The sequence below is a fragment of the Streptomyces sp. NPDC058671 genome (assembly GCF_042716475.1).
GTDB lineage: Bacteria > Actinomycetota > Actinomycetes > Streptomycetales > Streptomycetaceae > Streptomyces.
Window position 1 is genome coordinate 256,113 of the sequence record NZ_JBHXSA010000008.1, and the last position, 26,722, is coordinate 282,834.

Annotated in this window: 19 protein-coding genes; 9 read left to right on the forward strand and 10 right to left on the reverse strand. The window is 71.2% G+C overall.

The features are described 5' to 3' along the window. Positions 1-44 precede the first annotated feature (44 nt). A complete protein-coding gene (locus tag ACFWV2_RS13195; RefSeq protein WP_384405081.1) occupies positions 45-5,015 on the reverse strand; it encodes an NAD-glutamate dehydrogenase in 4,971 nt (1,656 codons plus the stop codon). 432 nt (positions 5,016-5,447) lie between these two features. Here ACFWV2_RS13195 and ACFWV2_RS13200 point away from each other — a divergent pair, with 432 nt between their 5' ends. Then, positions 5,448-6,002 carry a DJ-1/PfpI family protein gene (locus ACFWV2_RS13200; RefSeq protein WP_384405082.1) on the forward strand — a complete coding sequence of 185 codons (555 nt, stop codon included), beginning with the start codon at positions 5,448-5,450 and terminating at the stop codon, positions 6,000-6,002. 66 nt (positions 6,003-6,068) lie between these two features. Here ACFWV2_RS13200 and ACFWV2_RS13205 read toward each other — a convergent pair whose 3' ends face one another. Together ACFWV2_RS13205 and ACFWV2_RS13210 are read right to left on the reverse strand one after the other, a co-directional pair. Next, entirely contained in the window at positions 6,069-6,740 is a 672-nt protein-coding gene (locus ACFWV2_RS13205) for an HAD family hydrolase (RefSeq protein WP_384405083.1), read from the reverse strand. A 58-nt stretch (positions 6,741-6,798) separates the two neighbouring features. Then, the gene (locus ACFWV2_RS13210; RefSeq protein WP_384405084.1) at positions 6,799-7,305 is read right to left on the reverse strand and encodes a DUF6912 family protein; all 507 of its coding nucleotides are present in this window, start codon (positions 7,303-7,305) and stop codon (positions 6,799-6,801) included. A gap of 273 nt (positions 7,306-7,578) precedes the next feature. On the opposite strand from ACFWV2_RS13210, the gene ACFWV2_RS13215 reads away from it, so the two are divergent. Continuing rightward, positions 7,579-8,187, forward strand: a complete 609-nt coding sequence (locus ACFWV2_RS13215; RefSeq protein ID WP_384405085.1) for an Rv3235 family protein — start codon at positions 7,579-7,581, stop codon at positions 8,185-8,187. Positions 8,188-8,255: 68 nt separating this feature from the next. Here the strand turns inward: ACFWV2_RS13215 and secA are convergent, their stop codons facing one another. Continuing rightward, complete coding sequence (secA, locus tag ACFWV2_RS13220; protein ID WP_384405086.1) at positions 8,256-11,066, reverse strand: preprotein translocase subunit SecA; 2,811 nt, start codon at positions 11,064-11,066, stop codon at positions 8,256-8,258. A gap of 239 nt (positions 11,067-11,305) precedes the next feature. Here secA and ACFWV2_RS13225 point away from each other — a divergent pair, with 239 nt between their 5' ends. Together ACFWV2_RS13225 and ACFWV2_RS13230 are read left to right on the forward strand one after the other, a co-directional pair. Next, on the forward strand, positions 11,306-11,893 hold the full coding sequence (locus ACFWV2_RS13225) for a GNAT family N-acetyltransferase (protein WP_384405087.1): 588 nt from the start codon (positions 11,306-11,308) through the stop codon (positions 11,891-11,893). A 227-nt stretch (positions 11,894-12,120) separates the two neighbouring features. Further along, positions 12,121-13,290, forward strand: coding sequence for a winged helix-turn-helix domain-containing protein (locus ACFWV2_RS13230; RefSeq protein ID WP_384405088.1), 1,170 nt, complete (start codon positions 12,121-12,123; stop codon positions 13,288-13,290). A 42-nt stretch (positions 13,291-13,332) separates the two neighbouring features. On the opposite strand, the gene ACFWV2_RS13235 is transcribed toward ACFWV2_RS13230, so the two are convergent. From ACFWV2_RS13235 to mtrA, 6 genes are all read right to left on the reverse strand, one after another. Continuing rightward, positions 13,333-14,085 (reverse strand): response regulator, encoded by a 753-nt coding sequence (locus tag ACFWV2_RS13235; protein WP_384405089.1) that lies wholly within the window; start codon positions 14,083-14,085, stop codon positions 13,333-13,335. Between the two features lie 218 nt (positions 14,086-14,303). Then, positions 14,304-14,984, reverse strand: a complete 681-nt coding sequence (hpf, locus tag ACFWV2_RS13240) for a ribosome hibernation-promoting factor, HPF/YfiA family (protein WP_384405090.1) — start codon at positions 14,982-14,984, stop codon at positions 14,304-14,306. Between the two features lie 293 nt (positions 14,985-15,277). After that, the gene (locus tag ACFWV2_RS13245) at positions 15,278-16,087 is read right to left on the reverse strand and encodes a ComF family protein (RefSeq protein ID WP_384405091.1); all 810 of its coding nucleotides are present in this window, start codon (positions 16,085-16,087) and stop codon (positions 15,278-15,280) included. Between the two features lie 137 nt (positions 16,088-16,224). Then, positions 16,225-18,054 carry an LpqB family beta-propeller domain-containing protein gene (locus ACFWV2_RS13250; RefSeq protein ID WP_384405092.1) on the reverse strand — a complete coding sequence of 610 codons (1,830 nt, stop codon included), beginning with the start codon at positions 18,052-18,054 and terminating at the stop codon, positions 16,225-16,227. Positions 18,055-18,124: 70 nt separating this feature from the next. Next, entirely contained in the window at positions 18,125-20,143 is a 2,019-nt protein-coding gene (gene mtrB / locus ACFWV2_RS13255; protein ID WP_384405093.1) for an MtrAB system histidine kinase MtrB, read from the reverse strand. 1 nt (position 20,144) lies between these two features. Continuing rightward, a complete protein-coding gene (mtrA, locus tag ACFWV2_RS13260) occupies positions 20,145-20,822 on the reverse strand; it encodes a two-component system response regulator MtrA (protein WP_250769064.1) in 678 nt (225 codons plus the stop codon). Positions 20,823-21,153: 331 nt separating this feature from the next. Between mtrA and ACFWV2_RS13265 the strand changes: the two genes are divergently transcribed. The 5 genes from ACFWV2_RS13265 to ACFWV2_RS13285 are packed head-to-tail and all read left to right on the forward strand — an operon-like array spanning position 21,154 to position 26,579. After that, positions 21,154-22,383, forward strand: a complete 1,230-nt coding sequence (locus ACFWV2_RS13265; protein WP_384405094.1) for a hypothetical protein — start codon at positions 21,154-21,156, stop codon at positions 22,381-22,383. Between the two features lie 4 nt (positions 22,384-22,387). Beyond that, positions 22,388-23,080 (forward strand): DUF4129 domain-containing protein, encoded by a 693-nt coding sequence (locus tag ACFWV2_RS13270; RefSeq protein ID WP_384405095.1) that lies wholly within the window; start codon positions 22,388-22,390, stop codon positions 23,078-23,080. Beyond that, on the forward strand, positions 23,077-24,276 hold the full coding sequence (locus ACFWV2_RS13275) for a DUF4350 domain-containing protein (protein WP_384405096.1): 1,200 nt from the start codon (positions 23,077-23,079) through the stop codon (positions 24,274-24,276). The genes ACFWV2_RS13270 and ACFWV2_RS13275 overlap by 4 nt, the downstream gene beginning before the upstream one ends. After that, on the forward strand, positions 24,273-25,256 hold the full coding sequence (locus ACFWV2_RS13280) for an AAA family ATPase (RefSeq protein WP_384405097.1): 984 nt from the start codon (positions 24,273-24,275) through the stop codon (positions 25,254-25,256). The genes ACFWV2_RS13275 and ACFWV2_RS13280 overlap by 4 nt, the downstream gene beginning before the upstream one ends. 12 nt (positions 25,257-25,268) lie before the next feature. Further along, on the forward strand, positions 25,269-26,579 hold the full coding sequence (locus ACFWV2_RS13285; RefSeq protein WP_384405098.1) for a DUF58 domain-containing protein: 1,311 nt from the start codon (positions 25,269-25,271) through the stop codon (positions 26,577-26,579). Positions 26,580-26,722: the final 143 nt, after the last annotated feature.

Below are 26,722 nucleotides of genomic sequence, written 5' to 3' on the forward strand. Positions count from 1 at the left end.
GGGGCCCCGCCGGAACACCGGCGGGGCCCCTGCCTCTCACATCCCTAGCTGTGCGTACGCAGCAGCGTCCGCATCGTCCGCATCGCCACGGACAGGTTCGCCAGGTCGAAGGTGTCCGAGCCCTGGATCTCCTCCAGGGTCGTCCGCGCGCGGCCCAGGATCGCCGCGTTCTTTTCCTCCCAGGCCTTGAACCGCTGCTCCGGGCTCTCCGTCTCCTCCCCCGCCGCCAGGACGTCCGCCGTCAGCGCCGAGTGCGCCGCGAACAGGTCCTCTCGGATCGAGGCGCGGGCCATGGACTGCCACCGGTCGCTGCGCGGCAGCTCGATGATCCGGTCCATCAGGTCGGTGATCCGCAGCCGGTCGGCCAGGTCGTAGTAGACCTCGGCCACCGCCAGCGGGTCCTTGCCCGTGCGGTCCGCGATCGCGACGACGTCGAGGATCGGGAACGCGGACGAGAAACCGGCGACCCGCAGCGCGAGCTCCTCCGGCACACCGAACGCGGTCAGCTCGTCCAGGATCGACTGGTACCACTCCAGGTCCGCACCGCGCAGCAGCGACGGAAGCTGCTCCCAGACCTCGTCGACGCGCTCGGCGAAGAAGTCGATGGTCTCGGTGAGCTGCAGCGGCTGCGGCCGGTTGTTGAGCAGCCAGCGCGTACCGCGCTCGACGAGCCGGCGGGAGTGCAGCCGCATCCGGGTCTGGATCTCGGCCGGCACCCGGTTGTCGAGCGCCTCGACGGCGTCCCAGACCTGGCTGAGACGGAAGACGACGCGGGCGGCGGTCTGGGCCCGGACGATCTCCTCGATCGACGCGCCGGTCTCCTCGCGCAGACGGTGCAGGAAGGTCGAGCCGCCGGTGTTGACGACGTCGTTGACGAGGATCGTGGTGACGATCTCGCGGCGCAGGGCGTGGTTGTCGACGGCCTCGGGGAACCTCTCGCGCAGCAGCGTCGGGAAGTACGCGTGGAGCAGCCCGCGCAGGTACGGGTCGTCGGGCAGCCCCGTACCGATGAGCTCGTCGGCCACCGTGATCTTGGTGTACGCGAGGAGGACGGCGAGCTCCGGCTGGCTCAGGCCCCGGCCGTTGTTGAGCAGCTCGCGGATCTGCCGGTCGTTGGGCAGGAACTCCAGGGACCGGTCGAGGTTCCCGTCACGGCCCATGCGGCGCATGTACCGCTGGTGGGCGTGGAGGAGCGAGGGCGACTGGGCGACGGCGTTGGCCAGGGCCGTGTTCTGCGCGTAGTTGTTGCGCAGGACGAGCGTGCCGACCTCGTCGGTCATCTCCGCGAGGATCCGGTTGCGCTGCTTCACGGTCATGTCGCCCTCGGTGACGAGCCCGTTGAGCAGGATCTTGATGTTGACCTCGTGGTCGGAGGTGTCGACGCCGGCGCTGTTGTCGATGGCGTCGGTGTTGACCTTGCCGCCGTGGCCCTCGGGGCCGCCGGAGCGAGCGAACTCGATGCGGCCCAGCTGGGTCGCGCCGAGGTTGCCGCCCTCGCCGATGACCTTGGCGCGGACGTCCTGGCCGTCGACGCGGATGGCGTCGTTGGCCTTGTCGCCGACGTCGGCGTTGGACTCGACGGAGGACTTGACGTACGTACCGATGCCGCCGTTCCACAGCAGGTCGACGGGTGCCTGGAGCACCGCCTTCATCAGCTCGGCCGGGGTCATCTTGGTGACGCCGTCCTCGATGCCGAGGGCGGCCCTGACGTGCGCGTTGACCGGGATCGACTTGGCGCTGCGGGGGTGGATGCCACCGCCGGCGGAGAGCAGCGACGGGTCGTAGTCGGCCCAGGACGAGCGGGGCAGGTCGAAGAGGCGGCGGCGCTCGGCGTAGGAGACGGCCGCGTCCGGGTTCGGGTCGATGAAGATGTGGCGGTGGTCGAAGGCGGCGACGAGGCGGATGTGCTCGGAGAGCAGCATGCCGTTGCCGAAGACGTCGCCGGACATGTCACCGACGCCGACGACCGTGAAGTCCTCGGTCTGGGTGTCGTGGCCCAGCTCGCGGAAGTGGCGCTTGACGGACTCCCAGGCGCCGCGGGCCGTGATGCCCATGCCCTTGTGGTCGTAGCCGGCGGAGCCGCCGGAGGCGAAGGCGTCACCGAGCCAGAAGCCGTACGACTCCGCGACGCCGTTGGCGATGTCGGAGAAGGTCGCGGTGCCCTTGTCCGCGGCGACCACGAGGTAGGTGTCGTCCTCGTCGTGGCGGACGACGTCGACCGGGGGCACGACCTCGCCCGCGACCAGGTTGTCGGTGATGTCGAGCAGCGCCGAGATGAAGGTCTTGTACGAGGCGATGCCCTCGGCCAGCCAGGCGTCACGGTCCACGGACGGGTCCGGGAGCTGCTTGGCGACGAAGCCGCCCTTGGCGCCGACCGGCACGATGACGGTGTTCTTCACCATCTGGGCCTTGACCAGGCCGAGGATCTCCGTACGGAAGTCCTCACGGCGGTCGGACCAGCGCAGACCGCCTCGGGCGACCTTGCCGAAGCGCAGGTGGACGCCCTCGACGCGCGGGGAGTACACCCAGATCTCGAAGGCCGGGCGGGGCGCCGGGAGGTCGGGGATGGCCTGCGGGTCGAACTTCATCGACACGTAGGAGTGGCGCTGCCCGTCCGACGTCTTCTGGAAGAAGTTCGTGCGCAGCGTGGCCTTGATGACGGTGAGGAAGGACCGCAGGATCCGGTCCTCGTCCAGGCTCGCGACCTGGTCGAGGGCGCCGTCCAGCTCCTCCAGGATGCCGTCGGTCAGCTCGGTGCCGGCGCGCTGGCGCTCCGGGGACATCCGGGCCTCGAAGAGGGAGACGAGCAGCCGGGTCGTGTGGACGTTGTTGCGGAGGGTGTCCTCCATGTAGTCCTGGCTGAACATCGCGCCGGCCTGACGCAGGTACTTGGCGTACGCGCGCAGCACCATCGCCTCGCGCCAGGTCAGCCCGGCGGAGAGGACGAGCGAGTTGAAGTTGTCGTTCTCGGCCTCGCCGGTCCAGGTGGCGGCGAAGGCCTCCTGGAAACGCTCGCGGGCGTCGTCGCCGAAGGAGTCGCCGCCGTTGCCGGTGGAGACGGGCAGCCGCAGACCGAAGTCGTAGATCCAGGCGTGCGTACGGTCGGCGCAGCGCAGCTCGTACGGGCGCTCGTCGGTGACCTCGACGCCGAGCCGGTTGAGGACCGGCAGGACGGCGGAGAGCGAGATCGGGTCGCCCGTCTTGTAGACCTTGAAGCGGCGCTCACCGGGGGCCGCGACGACCGGCTCGTACAGGGAGAGTGCGAAGTCCTTGCCGCTGGTGCGGATGAGGGCTTCCATGTGGACGAGGTCGGCGACGGCCGCGCGCGGCGAGTGGTCGGCCTTGTAGCCCTCGGGGAAGGCGTTGCCGTAACGGCGGAGCAGCTCGGCGGCGCGCTCCTCGCCGCACTCGGCGTTCAGCGCCTCGGCGAAGCCGTCGGCCCAGGAGCGGGCGGCGTCGACGAGCCGGGCCTCGATGCGCTCGACGTCGGCGTCGGTGAGCTTCGCCAGCTCGGTGCCGGTCTTGACGCGGACGACGAAGTGCAGCCGGGACAGGATCGACTCGGTGTTCCAGGCGGTGAAGTCGACGCTGGTGCCGTCGAGTTCCTCCTTCAGGATCTCGATGATCCGCAGCCGGACGCGGGTCGTGTAGCGGTCGCGCGGCAGGTAGACGAGGGCCGAGTAGTAGCGGCCGTACTCGTCCTGGCGCAGGTAGAGCCGCAGCCGGCGCCGCTCCTGGAGGTACAGGACGCTGGTGACGATGGACCGGAGCTGGTCGACCGGCGTCTGGAACAGCTCGTCGCGCGGGTACGTCTCCAGGATCTGGAGCAGGTCGCGGCCGTCGTGGCTGTTCGGCGAGAAGCCGGCGCCCTCCAGGACCTCCTGCACCTTGCGCTTGACGACCGGGACGCGACGGACGGACTCGGTGTAGGCGGCCGAGGAGAACAGGCCGAGGAAGCGGCGCTCACCGATGACGTTGCCGGCGGCGTCGAACTTCTTCACACCGATGTAGTCGAGGTACGAGGGGCGGTGCACGGTCGCCCGGCTGTTGGCCTTCGTCAGGATCAGCAGCTTGTGCTCGCGCGCCTTGGCACGGGCGTCGGCCGGCAGCCGGCTGAAGGACGGGGAGACGGGGTGGGCGTGGTGGCCCTCGTCGTCGCCCGAGTGGTGCGGGTCGGAGCGCAGGATGCCGAGGCCCGTACCGGGGACGGCGGAGAGGGCGTCACCGTCGACCAGCTCGTACTCGCGGTAGCCGAGGAAGGTGAAGTGGTCGTCGGCGAGCCAGCGCAGCAGCTCGCGGGCCTCCTCCACCTCGGTGGGACGCAGATCGGTCGCCGTGGGCTCGGCCGGGAGGCCTTCGGCGATCCGCAGGGCGGCCTCGCGCATCTTGTCCCAGTCCTCGACCGTCTCGCGGACGTCGGACAGGACACGCAGCAGATCGGCGGTGATCTGCTTGAGGTCGGCGCGGTCGGTCTCGCGGTCGATCTCGACGTGGATCCAGGACTCGGTCAGCGCGTCGTGCGGCAGCTCGCCCTGGATCTGGGCCGAGAGGACCTCGATCAGCCTTCCCGTGACATCCCGGCGGACCAGGACCTGCGGGTGGATCACGACATGGATTCCACGACCCTGGCGTGACAGCTCGTTGGTGACCGAGTCGACGAGGAACGGCATGTCGTCGGTGACGACCTCGACCACGGAGTGGCTGCTTGTCCAGCCGTTCTCCTCGACCGTCGGAGTGTGGACGCGTACGTTCGCCGTGCCCTGTGGACGGTTCTCCGCGAGCCGGTAATGGGAGAGCGCGGCACCGAACACGTCGACCGGGTCGCGGTCACCGAGGTCTTCCGGCGCCGTGTGGAGGTAGTAGCGCTGGAGGTACTCGAGTACGGCGTCCCGGTCCGGGCGCTCCCCAGCACCCTCCGGGCCCGTCGGAAGTCGCCCCCCGACCGGGCTGTGCTCAGCTACCCGGGCGGCCCTTTCGAGCAGCTCGGCCTTGGCTTCGTCCAGCTTGGTCTGCATGTCCTCTGACTCCTGTCGCGCGCCGTTGCGTGACGTCGGTGGAAGAAGGGGCACAACGCCACGACGCGGTGATTCCGGTCGAGGTCGACGCTGTGCCCTGATGAGAGATGCCCGGGTCGTTGCCGGCCACGGAGCGCGGCCCGCCCGGACGGAGGGGATCGGCGAACGCACGGTCGGCCCGGCCCCTGTCGCGGGCCGGGCGGCAGCCGGGGGCTGCATTGCCCCCTCGGCGTATTGCGCTGATCACGGGAAAAGCCTATCGCCCTCGCCCCCCGCGCCGTCATGGTCCGTATGTGTACAAAAGAGGGGGTGGAAGTTTGACGTTATGGACAGCGACACATGTCCTCTTGGCAAAGCACCCCGCCACGGGCAGCGTGTACCCGAGCACGGGCGCAGCACACGGCAGACCGACATCTGTGATCTGGGAGAGCCATGGCGAAGATCCTGATCGTGACCGGGGACGCGGCGGAGTCGCTGGAGGTGATGTACCCCTACCAGAGGCTGCTCGAAGAGGGATACGAGGTCGACATCGCGGCCCCCGCGCGCAAGCAGCTCCGGTTCGTCGTCCACGACTTCGAGCCCGGCTTCGACACGTACACCGAGAAGCCCGGCTACACCTGGCCCGCCGACCTGGCCTTCTCGGAGGTCGACCCGGGCGCCTACGTGGCGGTGGTGATCCCGGGGGGCCGGGCGCCGGAGTACCTGCGCAACGACCCGGAACTCCGCAAGGTGCTCAAGGCCTTCTTCGACGCGGACAAGCCGGTGGCCCAGATCTGCCACGGCCCGCTCCTGACGGCGGCGGTCGGCGGCCTCGAGGGCCGCCGGGTCACGGCGTACCCGGCGCTCGAACTCGACATGCAGGCGGCGGGAGCGACCTTCCAGGACAGCGCGGCGGTGGTCGACGGCCTCCTGGTCTCCTCCCGGGCCTGGCCGGACCACCCCACCTGGATGCGCGAGTTCCTGAAGGTCCTCCGCTCGAAGGCCTGAGGCGCGAGACGGGACGCGGCTCCCCACGAGGCCTGAGGCGCGAGGCGGGCGCGTCGCGGCGGCGGTCTACATCAACGTCTCCGCGACAGCCACCGCCTCCTCGAGGGAGTCCACCACCGGCACGCCCACCCGCTCCAGCGACGCCCGGCTGTGCGACCCCCCGGTGTACAGCACGGCCCGCGCGCCCACGTGCGCCGCCGCCGCCGCGTCGTCCGCCGCGTCACCGATGACCACGACCCGGTCCGCCGGGACGCCCTGGAGCGCGGCCAGGTGCCGCACCATGTGCCCGGACTTCCCGTCCGTCGAGGTGTCGACGCGCCCGTCCATGCGCAGGAACCGCTCCGCGATCCCGTGCCGCCGGACCAGAGGGATCAGGTCGGCGTGCGGGGCGAGGGACAGCAGCGACTGCGTCAACCCGGACGCCTGCCGCGCGGCGAGCAGCTCCGCCGCACCGGAGGTCAGCCCGCAGTTCTCGGCGCGCACCCAGTAGTGCCGGTGGAAGACGCCGTCCATGACGGTCCATTCGGCGTCGGTGGGCAGCCGCCCCATGAGCCGCTCGTAGAACTTGGGCACCGGCACCGTGTACAGCTCGCGGTACCGCTCCAGCGTGATCGGTTCGAGCCCGAGCTCGGCGAAGGCCGCGTTCGTCGCGCCGATGACCGCGCTGGTGTCGTCGAGCAGTGTTCCGTTCCAGTCCCAGACCAGATGCTTGCCGCGCAAGCCGTCGCGCTTCCCCATGGAAGGACGGTACCCGGCGGCTACGACAACGAAGACTCGCCGGTGGGGTCCGCGCAGGTCAGCCCAGCAACGCCGGAATCTCCTGCACCCCGAACCACAGCAGTTCGTGGTCCTCGGCCCCGTCCACGACGAACTGCGCGTCGTCGTCACCCTGGTCCGCCGCCCCCAGCGCGGCGGCGGCGGCCGTCACGTCCCGCTCGGCGTCGTCCGCGTCGGCGTGCACCGCGGCCGCCTTGGCGATCGGCACGGCTGCGGCGATCCGGACCTCGCCGATGGAACCGGCGTCGAGCCCGCGGTCGGGGTCCGTGACCGCGTCCTTGTCGGCCACGTCGACGGCGACGACGATCCGGCGCCGGGGCGCTCCGGGGTCGCCGGCGAGGAGACGCAGGGAGGCGGACGCGGCCCGGTTGAGCGCCGCGTACTCCAGTTCCTCGATGTCGTCGGAGACGTACCACTCGCGCAGGGCGGGGGTCACGGCGTAGGCCGTCAGCGGGCCGGGGCCCAGCTCGCCCGCCTTGTGCGCCTGTGCGAGACCGGGGAGGGTCAGTGGAACGTACACGCGCATGGCTGGCCGCTTTCGTCGACGGAGAGGCCCTCAGGATACGTGGGAGGTCCCCCTTCGGGGATCCGGGCGGCGGTCGCCCCGCGTCCACCACGGCATGCCCTTCCGTACGGCCCGGAGAGCCGATTTTCCGGCGCGTCACCCGGATAGGTGATTCCCGTCCCGACGGCTCCGGGGGCCGGGGCCGCTTGCGGGCGGTCCGGGCCCACCCGTACAAGATCCCCAACGGAAGTTACTGACCGGTACCAACCGGTTACGCAACGACAGGGGACCGTCATGACCACCACCCTCAGGACCACCACCCGGACAGCGCACGCCTCCGCCGCCACACCACACGCCTCCGCGGCGACCGCCACCGCGACGCCGCACGCCTCCACTGCGACCACCACGGCGACGCCGCACCCGCAGCCGCACCCCTCCACCGCGACCACCCGCCCCAGCGCCCCGCGCACCCCCCGCCCCCGCACCGCGCCCGGCGGCCCCGCCGGCACCCGCCCGCGTGGCCCCGCGGGCACCCGTCCCGCTGCCGCCACCGCGCCCCGCGCGCTCCCCCCGCACACCGTCTTCGCCGAGCGCCTGCTCGCCGTACTCAGCGGGGAACGACCGGTCCACTGCATGCTCGGGCACACCGTCGGCGAGGCGTACGAGCAGCTGGTCCGGATCGCCCCGGAGACGCCCCTGCGGTCCCTGGGACCCCGCCCGGTCCTGCGCCGCTGCTCGGCCCAGGTCGACACCGACCGGACGGCGGTGGAGGCCTTCGCGACGATCGCCACGGGGCCCCGCGTCCGCGCGATGGCGTTCCGCCTGGAGCGCGGCGCCGACCAGCGCTGGCGCTGCGCCGCGGTCGAACTGGACGGCCTGGGCACGGCGACCGGCCGCGCATGACGAAGGGGCCGGTCGCCCGACAGGCGACCGGCCCCCACGCGACGCTTCACCGCCTCAGCGGCACGACGTCACTTCTTACGGCGACGCCCACCGCCCGCGTTCTTCTGGGCCTTGCGGCGCTCCGCCCGGGTCATCCCGTCGCCGGCGTCCGCGTCGTCGGAGGCGAAGTCGCCCTCGACGACGCCGCCGTCACCGTCCACGGTCGGCGCGGAGAAGTGCAGCCGGTCCGGCCGCTGCGGGGCTTCGAGGCCCTTGGCGCGGATCTCCGGACGCCCGGCGGGGGCCGGCACCGCGTCCTGCTTGTCGAGCGAGGGAGCGCTCGCCTGCACCGGGACCTCCTCGACCTGCTGCTCGACCTGGACCTCCAGGTTGAACAGGTAGCCGACGGACTCCTCCTTGATGCCCTCCATCATGGCGGTGAACATGTCGAAGCCCTCGCGCTGGTACTCGACCAGGGGGTCCTTCTGCGCCATGGCGCGCAGACCGATGCCCTCCTGGAGGTAGTCCATCTCGTAGAGGTGCTCGCGCCACTTGCGGTCCAGGACGGAGAGGACCACGCGCCGCTCCAGCTCGCGCATGATCTCCGAGCCGAGCTGCTTCTCACGCGCCTCGTACTGCTCGTGGATGTCGCCCTTGATGGACTCGGCGATGAACTCGGCGGTGATGCCCGCCCGGTCGCCCGCCGCGTCCTCCAGCTCCTCCACGGTGACCTTCACCGGGTAGAGCTGCTTGAAGGCGTTCCACAGGCGGTCGAGGTCCCACTCCTCCGCGAAGCCCTCGGCGGTCTCCTGGCGGATGTAGTCGTCGATCGTGTCGTCCATGAAGTGCTGGATCTGCTCCTGCAGGTCCTCGCCCTCCAGGACTCGACGGCGCTCGCCGTAGATGACCTGACGCTGCCGGTTGAGGACGTCGTCGTACTTCAGGACGTTCTTACGGGTCTCGAAGTTCTGGGTCTCGACCTGCGACTGGGCGGAGGCGATGGCGCGGGTGACCATCTTGTTCTCGATCGGCACGTCGTCCGGCACGTTGGCCATGGCCATCACGCGCTCGACCATCTGCGCCTTGAACAGACGCATCAGGTCGTCGCCGAGGGAGAGGTAGAAGCGGGACTCGCCGGGGTCGCCCTGACGGCCGGAACGACCGCGCAGCTGGTTGTCGATACGGCGGGACTCATGCCGCTCGGTTCCCAGCACGTACAGCCCGCCGAGGTCCTTGACCTCCTCGAACTCCGCCTGCACCGCCTTCTTGGCCCGCTCCAGGGCGCCGGGAAGGGCCGCGGCCCACTCCTCGACGTGCTCGACCGGGTCCAGGCCCGCCTGGCGCAGCTCGGCCTCGGCGAGGTCGTCCGGGTTGCCGCCGAGCTTGATGTCCGTACCGCGACCGGCCATGTTCGTGGCGACGGTGACGGCGCCGCGGCGGCCGGCCTGGGCGACGATGCTCGCCTCACGGTCGTGGTGCTTGGCGTTGAGGACCTCGTGCTGCACGCCGCGCTTGGAGAGCTGCTGCGAGAGGTACTCGGACTTCTCGACGGAGGTCGTGCCGACGAGGATCGGCTGACCCTTCTCGTGCTTCTCCGCGATGTCGTCGACGACGGCGGCGAACTTGGCGACCTCGGTCCGGTAGATCAGGTCCGACTGGTCCTTGCGGATCATCGGCCTGTTCGTGGGGATCGGGACGACGCCCAGCTTGTAGATCTGGTGGAACTCGGCGGCCTCGGTCATGGCCGTACCGGTCATGCCGGAGAGCTTGTCGTACAGGAGGAAGAAGTTCTGCAGGGTGATCGTGGCGAGGGTCTGGTTCTCGTCCTTGATCGCCACCCCCTCCTTGGCCTCGATCGCCTGGTGCATGCCCTCGTTGTAGCGGCGGCCGGCGAGGATACGGCCGGTGTGCTCGTCGACGATCATGACTTCGCCGTCCATGACGACGTAGTCCTTGTCCTTCTTGAACAGTTCCTTCGCCTTGATGGCGTTGTTCAAGTAGCCCACGAGCGGCGTGTTCACCGACTCGTAGAGGTTGTCGATGCCCAGCCAGTCCTCGACCTTGGCGACACCGGCCTCGTGGATGGCGACGGTCCGCTTCTTCTCGTCGACCTCGTAGTCGCCGGTCTCCTCGATGCCCTTGAGCGTGTTCCCGGGCTCGCCCTTGGCGAGGCGGGTGACGAGCTTGGCGAAGTCGCCGTACCACTTCGTCGCCTGGTCGGCCGGGCCGGAGATGATCAGCGGCGTACGGGCCTCGTCGACGAGGATGGAGTCGACCTCGTCGACACAGGCGAAGTTGTGGCCGCGCTGGACGAGCTCGTCCTTGGACCACGCCATGTTGTCGCGCAGGTAGTCGAAGCCGAACTCGTTGTTCGTGCCGTACGTGATGTCGCAGTTGTACTGCTCGCGGCGCTGGGCCGGCGTCATGTTGGCGAGGATGCAGCCGATGGACAGGCCGAGGAAGCGGTGCACCCGGCCCATGAGCTCGGAGTCGCGCTCGGCGAGGTAGTCGTTCACCGTGATCAGGTGGACGCCCTTGCCGGACAGCGCGTTGAGGTACGCCGGGAGGGTGCCGACGAGGGTCTTGCCCTCACCGGTCTTCATTTCGGCGACATAGCCGAGGTGGAGGGCGGCGCCACCCATCAGCTGGACGTCGTAGTGGCGCTGACCGAGAACACGCTTGGCGGCCTCGCGCACGGTCGCGAAGGCCTCGGGCATCAGGTCGTCGAGGCTCTCACCGTCGGCGTACCGCTGCTTGTACTCATCGGTGAGCGCCCGCAACTCGGCGTCGGAGAGGTTGACGAAGTCCTCTTCGATGGAGTTGACCTGGTCCGCGATGCGGTGCAGTTTGCGCAGGATCTTTCCTTCGCCTGCACGCATGAGCTTGTTGAAGACGGACACTGAGGCTGGTCTCCTTGCCGGTCGGGCCTGGCACTGGGTCTTGTCATGGACGCGAGCGCGGGCACGGCAGGTGGTCCCCACCGCAACGGCCATCGTAAGCGAGACCGCCCTCGCGAAGGGAGGCCCACAGTGCCGGAGCCGTACGTCCGCCCGGAAAGAGAACGCACGAGGTGGGCGGAAGGTGCCGCCCCATCCGAAAAGTGTTCGCTTCCGATCCGGCGGCTCACCACAATCCAGTCATGGAGCCGATCACCCTCACCACCGACCGCCTGCGCCTGCGGAACTGGGTTCCGGAGGACGCCGACGCGGTGTACACCATCTGTCAGGATCCGGACATCCTGCGCTGGACCGTCGTCCCCGACCCCTACACCCGGCAGGACGCCGAGTTCTTCCTGAACCGGCTCGTGCCCGACGGCTGGCGCGACGACACCGAGTACGCCTTCGCCGTCGAACCGCTGGCAGGCGGCCCGCTGCTCGCCGCCGTCACCCTGTCCAGCCGGGGCACGGGCGTCTGGGAGGTCGGTTTCTGGCTGGGCAAGGAGCACCGGGGCAGCGGTTACATGACGGAGACCGTCCGGGCCCTCGCCCACTGGGCCTTCACCGCGCTCGGCTGCACCCGCCTGCTGTGGCGTGCCGAGGTCGGCAACGTCGGTTCGCGCGCGGTGGCCGAGCGCGTGGGCTTCGTGATGGAGGGCGCCCAGCGCGCCGGCCTCACCAACAAGGGCACGCTCAGGGACAGCTGGGTGGGCGCCCTGCTCCCCTCCGACTTCGGCCTCCCGAGCCCGCTGCCGTACCTCACGACCCGCGACCTGCCCGCCCAGGGCTGACGTCCGGCCGACGGCTCGACGGACCGGGACGGGACGGACGTACGGCGGGAGGCCGGGGGCAGGACGGGGTTGACGTGCGACCCGGGGGGCCGGGCGGACCTGGGCGCGCGGACGTACGGCGGGAGGCCGGGTACAGGGCGGGGGCTGACGTGCGACCTGGCGGGTCCGCTCACGGCCGACGGGCCGCCCGGGACCGGCTGTCAGTGCCGGGGCCTAGGGTGCCGTCCATGACGACTGTGCCGCGCCCCGCCGCCGAACTGTCCGCCGACGAAGCCCGGCGGATCGCGCTGCGCGCCCAGGGCTTCCTGGGCGCGCCCGACCGTCGCGCCGGTGTGCGCGGGGTGCTGCGCGCCCTGGGGCAGGTGCAGCTCGACACCATCTCCGTACTCGCCCGCTCGCACGAACTCATTCCGTACGCGCGCCTGGGCGCCGTCGGCCGTACGACGGTCGAGGACGCCTACTGGACCGAGGCCCACGCCTTCGAGTACTGGTCGCACGCGGCCTGCGTCCTGCCCGTCGAGGAGTGGCCGCACTTCGCCTTCCGCCGCCGCGCCTACCGCAGCCGCCCGCAGTGGCACCACGATCTGTCCGCGGGGGCGTACGACAAGGTGGTCGACCAGCTGCGGGCCGAGGGACCGCAGACGGCGACGGAGCTGGGCGGCGCGAAGAACAAGGGCGAGTGGTGGGACTGGTCCGACGCCAAGATCGCCGTCGAGCGGGCCCTGATGTACGGCGAGGTGGTCGTGATCGAGCGGCGCGGCTGGAAGCGGGTGTACGACCTGGCCGAGCGGGCCATTCCGGAGGCCCTGCTGCACGACGACCTGGACGACACCGAGTGCGTGCGGCGCCTGGTGCGGCAGGCCGGGGAGGCGCTGGGGGTGGGGACGCGCGCGGACATCGCCGACTACCACCGGATCAAGGGCGAGCAGTTCGACGCCGTGGTCGAGGCGGCGGGGCTGGTCCCCGTCACGGTGGCGGGCTGGGGCAAGCCCGCCTGGGCGGACCCGGCGGCGCTGGCCTCGGAGCCCCGCGGCCGGCACCGTACGACGCTGCTGTCGCCGTTCGACTCGCTGATCTGGGAGCGGGCCCGCACGGAGCGGATCTTCGGCTTCACCCACCGTCTGGAGGCGTACGTGCCGAAGCCCAAGCGGGTCCACGGCTACTTCGCGATGCCGGTCCTCGCCGGGGGCCGTCTCGTCGGCCGGGTGGACCCCGCCCGCGAGGGCAGCACGCTCGTCGCCCGGCAGGTGACGCTCGACGGCCCGAGGGCCGTGCCCGCGGTGGCGACGGCCCTGCGCGAGGCGGCCGCGTGGGTCGGCTGCGACGCGGTGTCGGTGGTGCCGGAGCGGATGAACCACCCCGAGCTGGCACCGGAGCTGGTCCGCGCACTGGCCTGAGCGAGCGTCCGCCGGGCCCGAACGGGCGTCCGCCGGGGGCGGCTAGCGGATCTCGAGGATCTTCTCCCGCATCGCGTAGACCACGGCCTCCATCCGGGAGTGGAGCTGGAGCTTCTCCAGGATGTTCCGGACGTGGTTCTTCACGGTGTTCTCCGAGATGAACAGCTCCTTGGCGATGTCCCGGTTGTTCATCCCGGTCGCGACGAGCTTGAGGACCTCCAGCTCGCGGTCGGTCAGCCGGGGCGCGGGCACGAGCCGGCGCTCGTCGGTGCGCTGGATCATCGACTTGAACTCGGTGAGGAGCTTCGACGCCATCGAGGGGCTGATCTGCGACTGCCCGTCCGCGACCGCGCGGATGGCGGTCGCGACCTCGTCGGTGGAGATCTCCTTGAGGAGGTAGCCGGTGGCGCCCGCCTTGATCGCTTCGTAGAGGTCGGCCTCCTCGTCGCTGATCGTCAGCATGATGATCTTCGCGCTGGGGGCCACCTCCTTGATGGAGGTGCACGCCTCGATACCGCCGCGCCGGGGCATCCGCACGTCCATCAGGACGATGTCGGGCAGCAGGTCGGCGGCCTTGTCGACCGCCTCCGCCCCGTCCCCGGCCTCTCCGACGACCTGGATGTCCTCCTCCTGCGCGAGGACGATCTCCAGTCCGCGCCGGAAGAGCGCGTGGTCGTCCACGACGAGGACCCGGATGGGCTCCCTGCGGAATGCGCCGCTGTCCGAATCCGATCCCTCGGGGACCGCACTACCGTGCTCGCGCCCGCTGAGCACCGGTCCGAAGCTGTCCGCCATCGCTCTTCCCCCTGAAGGCCGTGGCCTGAATTCGTTTCCGGTCCTTCAACCGGTGCCCGGAGAGCACCGGTTGGCGTGCACGTCATGATTTCATGCCCGGGCGGTGACGGTGTGTTCCCTGGACGCACGGGGGTGCCCCTGAGGGCGCGAAAAGCGCTCCAGGGGCACCATAGGGGGCAACTGAGGAGTGTGGGGTCGGTGGGCGCGGCTCCGGGCCGTCAGCCGCCGAGCGCGCCGCCGGCGCCTCGGCCCTCGGCGAGCGGGTCGCTCTCCAGATGGATGACGCCGTAGTCGTAGGCGTGTCGCCGGTAGACGACGCTCGGCTGCTTCGTGTCGGAGTCGACGAAGAGATAGAAGTCGTGACCGACCAGCTCCATCTCGTAGAGCGCCTGGTCGAGCGTCATCGGGGCGGCCTTGTGCGTCTTCTCGCGGACCACCAGCGGGCCGTCGCCCTGGACCTCGATCGGGCCCACCATCTTGGTCGGTACCTCGTCGGTCTCGTCCGCGACGAGGTTGCCGTCCCCGTCGAACTGGGCGACGCCGGGCACGACGTCCCCGACCTCGGCCGCCGAAAGCCTGCCGTTTCCACGGCGGGTGTACCGCTTGTCGTGCTGCTTGCGCAGTCGCGCCTCGAGCTTGTCACTCGCGAGGTCGAGCGCCGCGTACGGGTCGCCTGCCGCAGCTTCCGCCCGGATCACCGGGCCTCGGGAGTGGAGGGTGATCTCCACTCGGTCAGACCTGTCGGCCTGCCGCGGGTTGTGTTCCTTGGACACCTCGACGTCGAGGCTGATCACCTTGCCGTCGAGCTTCTGGATCTTCTCCAGCTTCAGCTTCTCGGCCACGTGCTTGCGGAACCGCTCGGGCACCTCGGTCTTGCGGCCCTTGACGACGATGTCCACGCAGAACTCCGTTCCCGGATCGCCCTGATCGGCTCCTCGGCCGCAGGGCTTCTCCCTTTGCACCAGACTCCGGTGGTTTACCGGAGCTCGGACTAGGCGACTTCACCTCCTCCTCCCCAGTCGACAAGATCCCCACCCCATCGACAAGAGGTTGATTCGCACTGAACTCCTGTCCTGCAGGCGCAACCAGTATTCGTCGAGGCGATGGCTTTCACCATTCCTCTCAACCGAACATAGCCCCTCCGGACGGGTGTCGGCACCCGCTACCGCGACATACCTCCACACGGGTGCTTTCACCTCTCACCACCTGCAACGATCCAGGTTCCCGAGGAGTTCCGGTTTATTTCGAACGAAGCGGGAGAGGATGCGATGACAGCCGCCACCCGCTGTTCGAATCCGTGCTGCGCCGAACCGCCCGGTAAACCGTTCGGTAATTCAGGAATGAACGGAAGATGGACGGCTCCGAGGGCGCGCGCCGCTTCCGCCAGCGAGGCTCCCGTGGTCATCAGGTCGTCCACGAGCACCACCTTTCCCGGCGCGAGCAGCCGTCTGCCGCCCGGTACGACCTCCAGGGCGCCGGAGAGATTCGCGAGCCGCCCGCGCGCTCCGAGACCTGCCTGGTCCGCCACGTACCGCCGCTGCCGCAGCACCGGCACGACCCGCGTCGGCCACCCCGTCGACCGCAGCCGTGCCGCCGCGGCCAGCGCGATCCGCCGCGTCGGATCATGGCCACGCGCCCGCACGGAGCGCCGGGAGGACGGCACCGGTACGAGGAGCAGCGGGGCGGCCGAAGAGCCCCTGGCGCCCACGGCGGCGGCCTCCACGGCACGGGCCAGCGCGTCGCCCAGGGGGCGGGCCAGGGTGAGCGCCCCGCGTTCCTTGTGGGCGAGGAGCAACTCCCGCACGGCGTCGGCGTACGGCGCGACGGCATGGACCGCGGGCAGCCCGGCGGGCTCGGGCGAGGGCCGCACCCGGCGCGGTCCCGCCTCTCCCCCGCTCAGTACGGCCGCGCAGGAGGCGCACAGCTCCGTACGCGGTCTGCCGCAGCCTCCGCAGGCCACCGGCAGCACCAGCCCGGCGATCTCGCGCCACCACCCCCGCATGGCTCCACTCTGCGCCCTGCGCGGCTCCCGGACCACCCCTGTGGAAAACCCTGGAATCCCAGACTCCGGCCGGAGACCCGAGGGACCTCGGCCGGGCGCCGGAGTACGTCAGGTCCGGCGCCCCCCGACGCTTCCCGCTACCCCGGGTAGACGGGCGAGGTGCCGTCCTTGACCACCGGCTGCCAGTTGGTGCCCGGCGCGAGCCGGACGATGCCGTCGTCACCGGAGTCGGCGACCACCGGCGCGGAGTCGTCGTGCGGCACCGAGTCGCCGTGCGGCGCGGCCACCGAGGTCACCCCGTTCAGACCGGGGAGCACCGAGGTCGCCGACGTCGAGCCGTCCGTCTGCAGGTAGCGGATCTGCTGGACCCCGCCCGCCTCCCTGCCGACGACGACGAGCCGGCTCGGCCCCGCCCAGGACACGGCCGTCACCGACTCCATCCGGGGCGCGGCGGGCTGGAGGTCGAGCACCGAGACAACCGGCTCCTCCCCCGTGGTCTGCCGCTGGATCCGGCCGATCTGCAGGGTGGTGCGCTCGCCGCGGGTGACCACCAGAGCGATCCGGACCCCGTCGGCGGAGACCCGCAGGGACTCGATCCTGGCGTCCTCCCCCAGCCACGGCGTCCGCACCTTGACGGGGACACCGGTGCCGTCGGGCACCATCCACAGATGGGGCGCGGCGGGGTCGCGGTCGGCGACCCACAGATCACCCCGGCCGTCCCAGCTGGGCGCGGACAGCCGGTCGCCGGGCTTGGCGGCCTTGCTGCTCAGAACCGGCGGCAGGGAGTCCTGCTCGGTGGTGATGGACGAGACGAGGAGATCCCGGCCGCTCTGCCCGACCCCGGCGGCGCGGGTCTCGCCCCGGTCGACGGCGACCGACCGCAGCGGCGTCGTGCCCTTGCCGAACGGGCCGGGCACCTCCACGGGCGTGTTCGCCTCCTTGGCCCCGACGACCAGCATCATCAGCTTGTGGTGGGCGTCGACGAAGTACGGGTTCTCCTGCCGGTCCGTGTTCCTGACCGCGGCGAACTCGGACTTCTGCCCCTTGCCCAGACGGCACAGCGACTGACCCGTCGACCCCAGCAGCTCCACCTGCTCGACGCGTACGGAGGTCAGATCGCCCAGGGTGAACAGCAGCTGCGCCGCCATCCGCCGACACGCCTCGCCGCCGACCCGGTCCGCCTTGGCGTTCAGCGGCACCTTCAGCGTGGACTGGTCGTCGGTCGTCAGCGTGGTGACGCCCTTCGCCAGCTCCGTACCGGACGGGAAGCGCGAGTCCACAGCCGGTTTGAGCCAGTTCGTGGGGCCTTCGAGGAGCGCCTTCACCGTCTGTGTGACCGAGTCCATCCGGGTGACGGGGTCCTGCCGCTGCCGGATGTAGACGGGATCGGCGACGACCCAGTCCTCCCCGGACGCGAAGTAGTACTTGTTGACCGACCGGTAGTTGCGCAGGAAGTCGGCCTCGCCGAGCACCAGACCGGGCGGCAGGCTGGCGATCCGCCACTCCTTGGACTTGCCGTCGGCGGCCGGCTGCTGCACGACATGGATCGACTGCAGATACGGGGCGGGACTGATCGGCTGGTACGCGTGCCGCGCGTCCACGGTCGCGATCTTGCGGCCGGAGAGCGGGTAGGCGCGGCCCTCAATGTCGGGGTCGGCGTTGCGGTCGGCGGCCTCGCGGGCGGGCGCCGTGGTGAGCACCGTGATGCTCTCCTCCGGCTCCCAGGTCCGCGCGGCCTGCTTCGTCAGGTACTTGCGTGCGGTGGCGAATCCGGGGTCGTCACTGGTCATGGCTTCCAGGAAGCCGTCGACGATCTCGTCCGGGTCCGCGTTCGCCCGGGGCGCCACGGCGTAGACCCGGACCTGTGAGTCGCCCTGATTGGCACCCCGCACGACCTGGACGTCACCGCTGTCGGGCATCGTCGCGCAGCCGGTCACCAGGAGCCCGCCGCACGCGGCGAGCACCATCGCGCGCGTGCTCCGTGCCCGTACCCCCCGTCCGTCTCGGAAGTCCCGCCCCGCGTGCCCCGCCGTGGAGTCAACGCCCACGTGTCCCGTCCTCCCGCTCCGCGTTCCCGTTCCCGCCGGCCGTCACCGGGCCGGGCCCACCGACGTCACCGTCCGTCGCCGGGCGCGCCACCACCCGTGCGCCGCTGCCGGGCAGGGCCGTCGGGTCGACGGACGCCCGCGACGGCACCGGCAGCCTCGGCGGTACGGCGAGCTGCGCCCGGTCGCCGACGGACTGCGCCGGCACCGCCGTGCGGCGGGCGACCTCCTGGGCGCGTCCGACGGCCGTCTGCTCACGGTTGCGTCGTGAGTCCTCGGGCTCCAGGGGGATGGGGGAGCCCCGCAGCGGCTCGTCCGCGGTACGCGGCAGGGTGAGCCGGAACTGCGAGCCACCACCGGCCTCGCCCCAGGCCTGGAGCCAGCCGCCGTGCAGCCGGGCGTCCTCGACCGCGATGGACAGCCCGAGGCCGGTGCCGCCGGTGGTCCGCGCCCGCGCGGGGTCGGCACGCCAGAAGCGGTTGAACACCCGGGTCGCCTCGCCGGGCTTCAGCCCGACGCCGTAGTCGCGTACGGCCACGGCGACGGCGCCGCCCGCGGCGGCCAGCTTCACCACCACGTCCCGGCCCTCACCGTGCTCGACGGCGTTGACGACGAGGTTGCGCAGCACCCGCTCGACCCGGCGGGCGTCCGCCTCGGCCACCACGGGCTGCTGGTCGCCGACGACCACGATCCGGGTCCCCTTGCGCTCGGCCAGGGGCTCGGCGCCGCCGATGACCCGGCGCACCACCTGCCGCAGGTCTATCGGCTCGGCTTCCAGGGCAGCCGCGCCCGCGTCGAAGCGGCTGATCTCCAGGAGGTCGGAGAGCAGCGACTCGAAGCGGTCGAGCTGGTCGCCGAGGAGCTCGGCGGAGCGGGCGGTGACGGGGTCGAAGTCGACCCGGGCCTCGTGGATGACATCGGCGGCCATCCGGACCGTGGTCAGCGGGGTGCGCAGCTCGTGCGACACGTCCGAGACGAACCTGCGCTGCATCCGCGACAGCTCCTCCAGCTGCTGGATCTTGAGCTGGAGGTTCTGCGCCATCTTGTTGAAGGCCTCGCCGAGCCGGGCGATGTCGTCCTCGCCAGTGACCTTCATACGTTCCTGCAGCCGGCCGGCCGAGAGCCGCTCGGCGATCCCCGCTGCCATCCGCACGGGCGTGACGACCTGTCGCACCATGAGCCAGGCGATGGCACCGAGCAACACCATGACGAACAGCCCGGCAGTCGCCAGAGTGCCCTTGACCAGGGTGAGGGAGTCCTCCTCCTGCGTCAGCGGGAAGAGGTAGTACAGCTCGTACTGGGTACCGTCGGCATCGTTCAGCCGCTTGCCGATCACCAGACCGGCCTCGGACGCCTTGCCGCTCGTGTAGTGGATCCTCGTGAACTTCTGGAAGGTGTCCGCGCCCTGCGCGACCGAGTGCCGCAGCTCGACGGGGATGCTCGTGGCGGGGTCGACCTCACCCGAGGCACGCACCCCGCGACTCGCGGTGTCATCGGTGTCGAGGGAGAGCGCCACCACGTTGAAGGCGCTCTGGCCGCCGCTGGCGAGCTGCTCGACCAGCGTGGAGCGCCAGTTCACCGAGGAACCGGTCCGCCCGCCGACCTGCTGGCCGGGCGCCGACGAGGTGGTCGCCGCCCTGTCCTGGGCGGCGGAGAAGCCACCCGCGGCCTGACTCTGGGCGGCCCTCTCCTTGGCGTCGAGCAGACCGTTGCGGACCTGGCCGATGACGACCAGGCCGAGCAGCAGCACCACTCCGAGGGACATCAACAGGGTGCCCGCGACGATCCTCAGCTGGATGTTCCGCCGCCACAGCCGCACAGCGGGCAGCAACGGCCGGCGCACCCAGCGCGCGAAGAGGCGGAGCACCGGTCCACCCGGCGCCCCGTCCCGGAACAGCCGTCCGCCGCGCGGCAGACGACCGGAACGCGAGCCCCCCCGCCCCGGTCCGGCAGTCCGCCCCGTACGGACTCCCGGGTCCCCGGGCTTCGGAGCAGCACTGCCCTGGCTCATGTCAGCTCGGCCCCGCCTTGTAACCGACACCACGGACGGTGACCACGATCTCCGGACGCTCCGGGTCCTTCTCGACCTTCGAGCGCAGCCGTTGGACGTGCACGTTCACCAGCCGGGTGTCGGCCGCGTGCCGGTAGCCCCAGACCTGCTCCAGCAGGACCTCACGGGTGAAGACCTGCCACGGCTTGCGCGCGAGCGCGACCAGCAGGTCGAACTCGAGCGGGGTCAGGGCGATGGACTGCCCGTCCCGCTTCACGGAGTGCCCGGCCACGTCGATGACGAGGTCACCGATGGTGAGCTGCTCCGGAGCCGGCTCCTCCGACCGCCGGAGCCGTGCCCTGATACGGGCGACCAGCTCCTTCGGCTTGAACGGCTTCACGATGTAGTCGTCGGCCCCGGACTCCAGACCCACCACGATGTCCACCGTGTCGCTCTTGGCCGTGAGCATGACGATCGGCACACCCGACTCGGCCCTGATCAGGCGGCACACCTCGATGCCGTCCCTACCGGGCAGCATCAGGTCGAGCAGCACCAGGTCAGGCTTGGCCTCCCGGAATGCGGCAAGCGCCTTGTCACCGTCCGCGACGAACGACGGCTCGAACCCTTCACCCCGCAGCACGATGCCGAGCATCTCGGCCAGTGCGGTGTCGTCGTCGACGACAAGAACGCGTCCCTTCATATCGACATCATCCCATTAGCCAATCGTTACCTGCCGTGACCTGTCCCACAGCGCCTCCCCCAGCCTGGACCGCGACCCCGTCGGCCGCACCCCGCTCGGCCCGTCATCGCACGGTTCGCGCATGATGATCGGGTATCCGCACAGTGTGCAGCCTGCCGCTCGCACAATGAACCTCCGGACGAAGGTACGAACGACAAGGCCGGGCCCGCCCACGGGCGGGTCCCGCGTGGCACGATGGCACCCGGCCCGCCGCCATGTCAGGTGTCGGCCGCCGTGACCGAGCCGGTTTCGCCGATCCGGCACCGCGACCATTCCTCCGAGGTGGACGACCGTGAACGACACTCCGGGCTGGACCTCGCCCGGATCCGCCCCCTCCGACGACCAGGACGGCACCGGCGTTCCCCGGCCCGCTCCGGCCGACGCGAACGGCTCCGGCTCCGCCCCTCAGTGGTCGAAGGACCAGCCGCCCGCCGGCCAGTGGTCCCCGCCCACCGACCGGACCCCGCCCCCGCCGCGCACCCCGGTACCGGGCCAGGGCTGGGGCGGTCCGCCGCCGAACGCCCACTGGGGCCGGCCTCCGGCCGCGAAGCCCGGCGTCATCCCGCTGCGCCCGCTGGGCATGGGCGAGATCCTCGACGGCGCGGTGAAGACACTCCGCACCTACTGGCGCACGGTCCTCACCATCTCGGTCACCGTCGCGGTGGTCTCCCAGATCACGAGCATCCTCGCCCAGCGGTATCTCGTCCCGGCCGCCCCGGCGACCAACCCGGACGTCACCCCCGCCGAGGCGCTCGAGCAGTCCCTCGACTCGGCCCAGTCGTCCCTGATCGGTCTCGGTCCCGTCCTCCTCGTGACGCTCATGGCCTCCCTGGTCTGCGCCGCCCTGCTGACCGTCGTCATCAGCCGCGCCGTACTCGGCCGCCCGGTCTCGCTCAGCTCCGCCTGGCAGGAGGCCCGTCCCCGCCTCCTCCAGCTCCTCGGTCTCACTCTGCTGCTCGCGGGCCTGAGCGCGGCCCTCGTCCTGACCGGCGTGCTTCCCGGGCTTCTGCTCGGAGGCGCCGCAGGCGCGGCCCTCGTCCTCCTCGGGGGAGTCGGCGCCCTGGCGGTCGCAGCGTGGCTGATGATCCGCTTCAGCCTGGCCTCCCCCGCCCTGATGCTGGAGCGCCAAGGCGTGATCCCGTCGCTGAAGCGCTCCGCCAAGCTGGTCCAGGGCTCCTGGTGGCGGATCTTCGGCATCACCCTCCTCACCCAGCTGCTGATCTTCGTCTTCGCGATGATCATCGCGATTCCCTTCGCGATCATCGCCATCGCGGTCGACGGCGACGGCTTCTCCGGCCTGCTCTCCGGCTCGTCCCCCACCTTCGGCTGGCCGTTCCTGATCATCACCGGCATCGGCAGCGTGATCACCAGCGCGATCACCTACCCGATCTCCGCCGGCGTCACGGTGCTCCTCTACGTGGACCAGCGCATCCGCCGGGAAGCCCTGGACCTCGAACTCGCACGAGCCGCCGGCCTCCCCGGCTACGGCCCCACACCGGGCGACCACACCGTCGGAGGCTGATGCCGTGACGGTCACCGGGGGAACGGCCACGGCACCGGGACGACCGCGCGCCGACGGCGACGTACCGGTGGACATCTCCCGCGTCCCGGCCCGCGAGGCCGCGGAACGGGAGCTGTCCAAGCCGATGTACCACGAGAACGACCCGAACCTCCTCCAGCGCGGCCTCGACCGCTTCTGGGAGTGGGTAGGTGACCTCTTCAGCGCGGCATCCGCGGCCACCCCCGGCGGCGTACTCGGCCTCGTCGTCGTGGTGTTGTTCGTGGCCGCCCTCGTCGCCGCCCTCTGGTGGCGCCTCGGCGCCCCGCGCCGCGCCCCCGGCGCCACCGGCGACTCCCTTTTTACGGACGGACCCCGCACCGCCCGCGACCACCGGGCCGCCGCCGCCCGACACGCCTCCGCAGGACTCTGGAACCAGGCGGTCCAGGAACGCATGCGGGCCGTCGTCCGCTCCCTCGAAGAGCGCAGCCTCCTCGACCCCCGCCCCGGCCGTACCGCCGACGAGGCAGCCGCCGAGGCCGGCCGCTCCCTGCCCTCCCAGGCAGACGAACTGCGCCTCGCCGCCCGCACCTTCGACGACGTCACATACGGCGGCCGCACCGCCGACGAACCCGCGTACCGCCGCATCGAGGAACTGGACACCGCCCTCGAGCGGACCCGACCCACCCTCGACACCGCCTCCACGGGGACACCCGCGTGAACCGCCCCGCCACCGGCACCACCTCGACCGCGCTCACCCCCGGCCAGCACTGGACCCGCGCCCGCGGCGCGGCCCTCGTCCTCGTCCTGGTCCTCATCGGCGGCATCGTCCTGGCGACCGTGCAGTCCACCGGCTCCCACGGCGCGCTCGACCCCCGCTCCACCGACCCCCACGGCAGCCGCGCCGTCGCCGAACTCCTCCGAGCCCGCGGTGTCACGATCACCCTCGCCACGACCCTCGACGAGGCCACGGCCGCGACCGACGGCGAAAGCACCCTCCTGGTCACCGCCCCGGACCTGCTGACGGAGACTCAACAGGTGACGCTCCGCCGGACCCTCGCCGGAGCCGCGGGCCGCACCGTCCTTCTCGGCCCCGGCATGCCCTCCCTCCCCACCCTGGCCCCGGACGTCACCAGCGCCACCAGCGCCCCCGTGGAGAGCCTGGCCCCCTCCTGCACCTTGGACGCCGCCACCCGCGCGGGCAGCGCCGAGCTCGGCGGCGAGCGGTACCTCACCGACCCCGGCGCCGACATCGACGCCTGCTACCCCTCCGACGGCCTGCCGACCCTGGTCCGCCTCCCCGGCCCCGACGCCACCGACACCGTCCTCCTTGGTTCGCCCGACATCCTCTACAACGACCGTCTCGACCAGCAGGGCAACGCCTCGCTCGCCCTGCAACTCCTCGGTTCCCGTGCCCATCTCGTCTGGTACCTCCCCTCTCTCTCCGGCACCTCCGCCGTCGACGCACCCGACGACGACACCACGGGCAACTTCTTCGCACTCATCCCGTCCGGCTGGCTGTGGGGCACACTCCAACTCGCCCTCGCGGCCCTGCTCGCCGCCCTCTGGCGCGGCCGCCGCCTCGGCCCCCTGGTGACCGAGCGCCTCCCCGTCGCCGTCCGCGCCTCGGAGGCCACCGAGGGCCGAGCCCGCCTCTACCGCAAGGCGAACGCCCGCGACCGCGCCGCCACCGTCCTCCGCACCGCGACCCGGACCCGACTAGCCCCCGCACTCGGCGTCCCCGTCCAGGACGCCCACTCCCCCGAGCGCCTCCTCCCCGCGCTCTCCGCCCGTCTCCCCGAGACCGCCTCGGACCCCGGACACCTCCTCTTCGGCCCGGCTCCGGCCGACGACGCCACTCTCATCCGCCTGGCGGACCAACTCGACGCCCTCGAAAGAGAGGTACGCACCTCATGAGCGCCCCGACCCCCGAGACCACCACGGACTCGGACAGCGCCCGCGCCTCCCTGGAGGCCCTGCGCACCGAGATCGCGAAGGCGGTGGTCGGCCAGGACCCCGCCGTCACCGGTCTCGTCGTCGCCTTGCTCTGCCGGGGCCACGTCCTCCTCGAAGGCGTACCCGGCGTCGCCAAGACCCTGCTGGTCCGCTCGCTCGCCGCCGCGCTCGAACTCGACACCAAGCGCGTCCAGTTCACCCCCGACCTCATGCCGAGCGATGTCACCGGCTCCCTGGTCTACGACACCCGCACATCCGAGTTCTCCTTCCAGCCCGGTCCGGTCTTCACCAACCTCCTGCTCGCAGACGAGATCAACCGCACGCCCCCGAAGACCCAGTCGTCCCTCCTGGAGGCAATGGAGGAACACCAGGTCACGGTGGACGGAACCCCCCGCGCCCTGCCCGAGCCCTTCCTGGTCGCAGCGACCCAGAACCCGGTCGAGTACGAGGGCACCTACCCCCTCCCCGAAGCCCAACTGGACCGTTTCCTGCTCAAGCTGACGATTCCTCTGCCCTCGCGCGCGGACGAGATCCAGGTCCTCACCCGTCACGCCGAGGGCTTCGATCCCCGCGACCTGAAGGCCGCCGGCGTCCGCCCCGTCGCAGGTCCCGCCGAACTTGAAGCCGCCCGGACCGCCGTCGCCAAGGTCTCGGTCTCCCCCGAGATCGCCGGCTATGTCGTCGATATCTGTCGAGCCACGCGTGAATCCCCCTCACTCACGCTCGGGGTCTCTCCCCGAGGCGCCACCGCCCTGCTCTCCACCGCCCGCGCCTGGGCCTGGCTCACCGGCCGGGACTACGTCACCCCGGACGATGTGAAGGCCCTGGCTCTCCCCACCCTGCGTCATCGCATCCACCTGCGGCCCGAGGCGGAGATGGAGGGGGTCACCCCCGACTCCGTCATCCACTCGATCCTCGCCCACGTCCCCGTCCCCCGCTGAGAACGGCGCCCCATGGCCCTCACCGGACGAACCGCGCTGCTCGCCGCCCTCGGATCGCTCCCCGTCGGCATCCTCGCCCCCAGCTGGACGGGGATGCTCGCGGTGAACGCGCCTCTCTCCCTCGCAATTCTGTGCGACTACGCTCTCGCAGCGCCAGTACGAACGCTCCAATTCACCCGAAGCGGTGACACATCCGTTCGACTCGGTGACGGAGTTGACGTCCAGCTGACCGTCACCAACCCATCGCGCCGGACTCTCCGCGCCCAGCTCCGCGACGCCTGGCCGCCCAGTAGCTGGCGCCCCGGCACCGATCAGGCATCCTCCCGCCACCGGCTCACCGTCCCCGCCGGCGAGCGCCGCCGCCTCACCACGACCCTGCGCCCCACCCGGCGCGGCGATCGCCACGCCGAAAGGGTCACTGTCCGCTCGTACGGCCCCCTCGGCCTCGCGGCCCGCCAGGGCAACCACGAGGTCCCGTGGACCGTCCGCGTCCTACCGCCCTTCACCAGCCGCAAGCACCTGCCCTCACGCCTGGCGAGGCTCCGCGAACTCGACGGCCGCACCAGCGTGCTCACACGCGGTGAGGGCACCGAGTTCGACAGCCTCCGCGAGTACGTCCCCGGCGACGACACCCGCTCCATCGACTGGCGCGCCACCGCCCGGCAGACCACGGTTGCCGTCCGCACCTGGCGCCCCGAACGCGACCGCCACATCCTTATCGTCCTGGACACCGGCCGTACCTCCGCCGGCCGCGTCGGCGATGTCCCCCGCCTGGACGCCTCCATGGACGCGGCGCTCCTTCTGACCGCGCTGGCCTCCCGCGCCGGTGACCGCGTGGACCTGCTGGCCTACGACCGACGGCTCCGCGCCCAGGTGCAGGGCCGCTCCGCCGGTGACGTACTTCCCGCGATGGTCGACGCTCTCGCCCCGCTCGAACCCGAGCTGGTGGAGACCGACGCCCGAGGCCTGGCCGCGACCGCCCTGGCACGCGCTCCTCGCCGCTCCCTGATCGTCCTGCTGACGAGCCTCGACGCAGCCCCGATCGAAGAGGGCCTCCTCCCGGTCCTGCCGCAGCTCGCCCAGCGCCACACGGTCCTGGTGGCCTCGGTGTCCGACCCCCACATCGCCGGCATGGCAGCCACACGCGGCACGATCGACGGCGTCTACGAAGCTGCTGCGGCCGCCCAGACGCAGTCCCAGCGCGCCCGTACGGCGGAACAGCTCCAGCGCCGAGGCGTCACGGTCGTCGACGCCTCTCCCGAAACACTCGCCCCTGCTCTGGCAGACGCGTACCTCGCCCTGAAATCTTCCGGCCGCCTCTGACAACCGACCGGCGGCGAACCCCTCCGCCACAAGGTGAAACTGGTCGTAAACGCAGAAAAGCCCCGCACCATGAGGTGCGGGGCTTTCCCACAATGATTGTTCGGCGGCGTCCTACTCTCCCACAGGGTCCCCCCTGCAGTACC

What these genes read in the sequence shown, in the direction of transcription:
- ACFWV2_RS13235 (WP_384405089.1), bottom strand. Translation starts at nt 14,085, where the DNA reads ATGGCGGACAGCTTCGGACCGGTGCTCAGCGGGCGCGAGCACGGTAGT.
- ACFWV2_RS13195 (WP_384405081.1), bottom strand. Translation starts at nt 5,015, where the DNA reads ATGCAGACCAAGCTGGACGAAGCCAAGGCCGAGCTGCTCGAAAGGGCC.
- ACFWV2_RS13245 (WP_384405091.1), bottom strand. Translation starts at nt 16,087, where the DNA reads ATGCGGGGGTGGTGGCGCGAGATCGCCGGGCTGGTGCTGCCGGTGGCC.
- ACFWV2_RS13200 (WP_384405082.1), top strand. Translation starts at nt 5,448, where the DNA reads ATGGCGAAGATCCTGATCGTGACCGGGGACGCGGCGGAGTCGCTGGAG.
- ACFWV2_RS13215 (WP_384405085.1), top strand. Translation starts at nt 7,579, where the DNA reads ATGACCACCACCCTCAGGACCACCACCCGGACAGCGCACGCCTCCGCC.
- ACFWV2_RS13230 (WP_384405088.1), top strand. Translation starts at nt 12,121, where the DNA reads ATGACGACTGTGCCGCGCCCCGCCGCCGAACTGTCCGCCGACGAAGCC.
- ACFWV2_RS13250 (WP_384405092.1), bottom strand. Translation starts at nt 18,054, where the DNA reads ATGGTGCTCGCCGCGTGCGGCGGGCTCCTGGTGACCGGCTGCGCGACG.
- mtrB (WP_384405093.1), bottom strand. Translation starts at nt 20,143, where the DNA reads ATGAGCCAGGGCAGTGCTGCTCCGAAGCCCGGGGACCCGGGAGTCCGT.
- ACFWV2_RS13210 (WP_384405084.1), bottom strand. Translation starts at nt 7,305, where the DNA reads ATGCGCGTGTACGTTCCACTGACCCTCCCCGGTCTCGCACAGGCGCAC.
- mtrA (WP_250769064.1), bottom strand. Translation starts at nt 20,822, where the DNA reads ATGAAGGGACGCGTTCTTGTCGTCGACGACGACACCGCACTGGCCGAG.
- ACFWV2_RS13280 (WP_384405097.1), top strand. Translation starts at nt 24,273, where the DNA reads ATGAGCGCCCCGACCCCCGAGACCACCACGGACTCGGACAGCGCCCGC.
- ACFWV2_RS13205 (WP_384405083.1), bottom strand. Translation starts at nt 6,740, where the DNA reads ATGGGGAAGCGCGACGGCTTGCGCGGCAAGCATCTGGTCTGGGACTGG.
- ACFWV2_RS13285 (WP_384405098.1), top strand. Translation starts at nt 25,269, where the DNA reads ATGGCCCTCACCGGACGAACCGCGCTGCTCGCCGCCCTCGGATCGCTC.
- ACFWV2_RS13225 (WP_384405087.1), top strand. Translation starts at nt 11,306, where the DNA reads ATGGAGCCGATCACCCTCACCACCGACCGCCTGCGCCTGCGGAACTGG.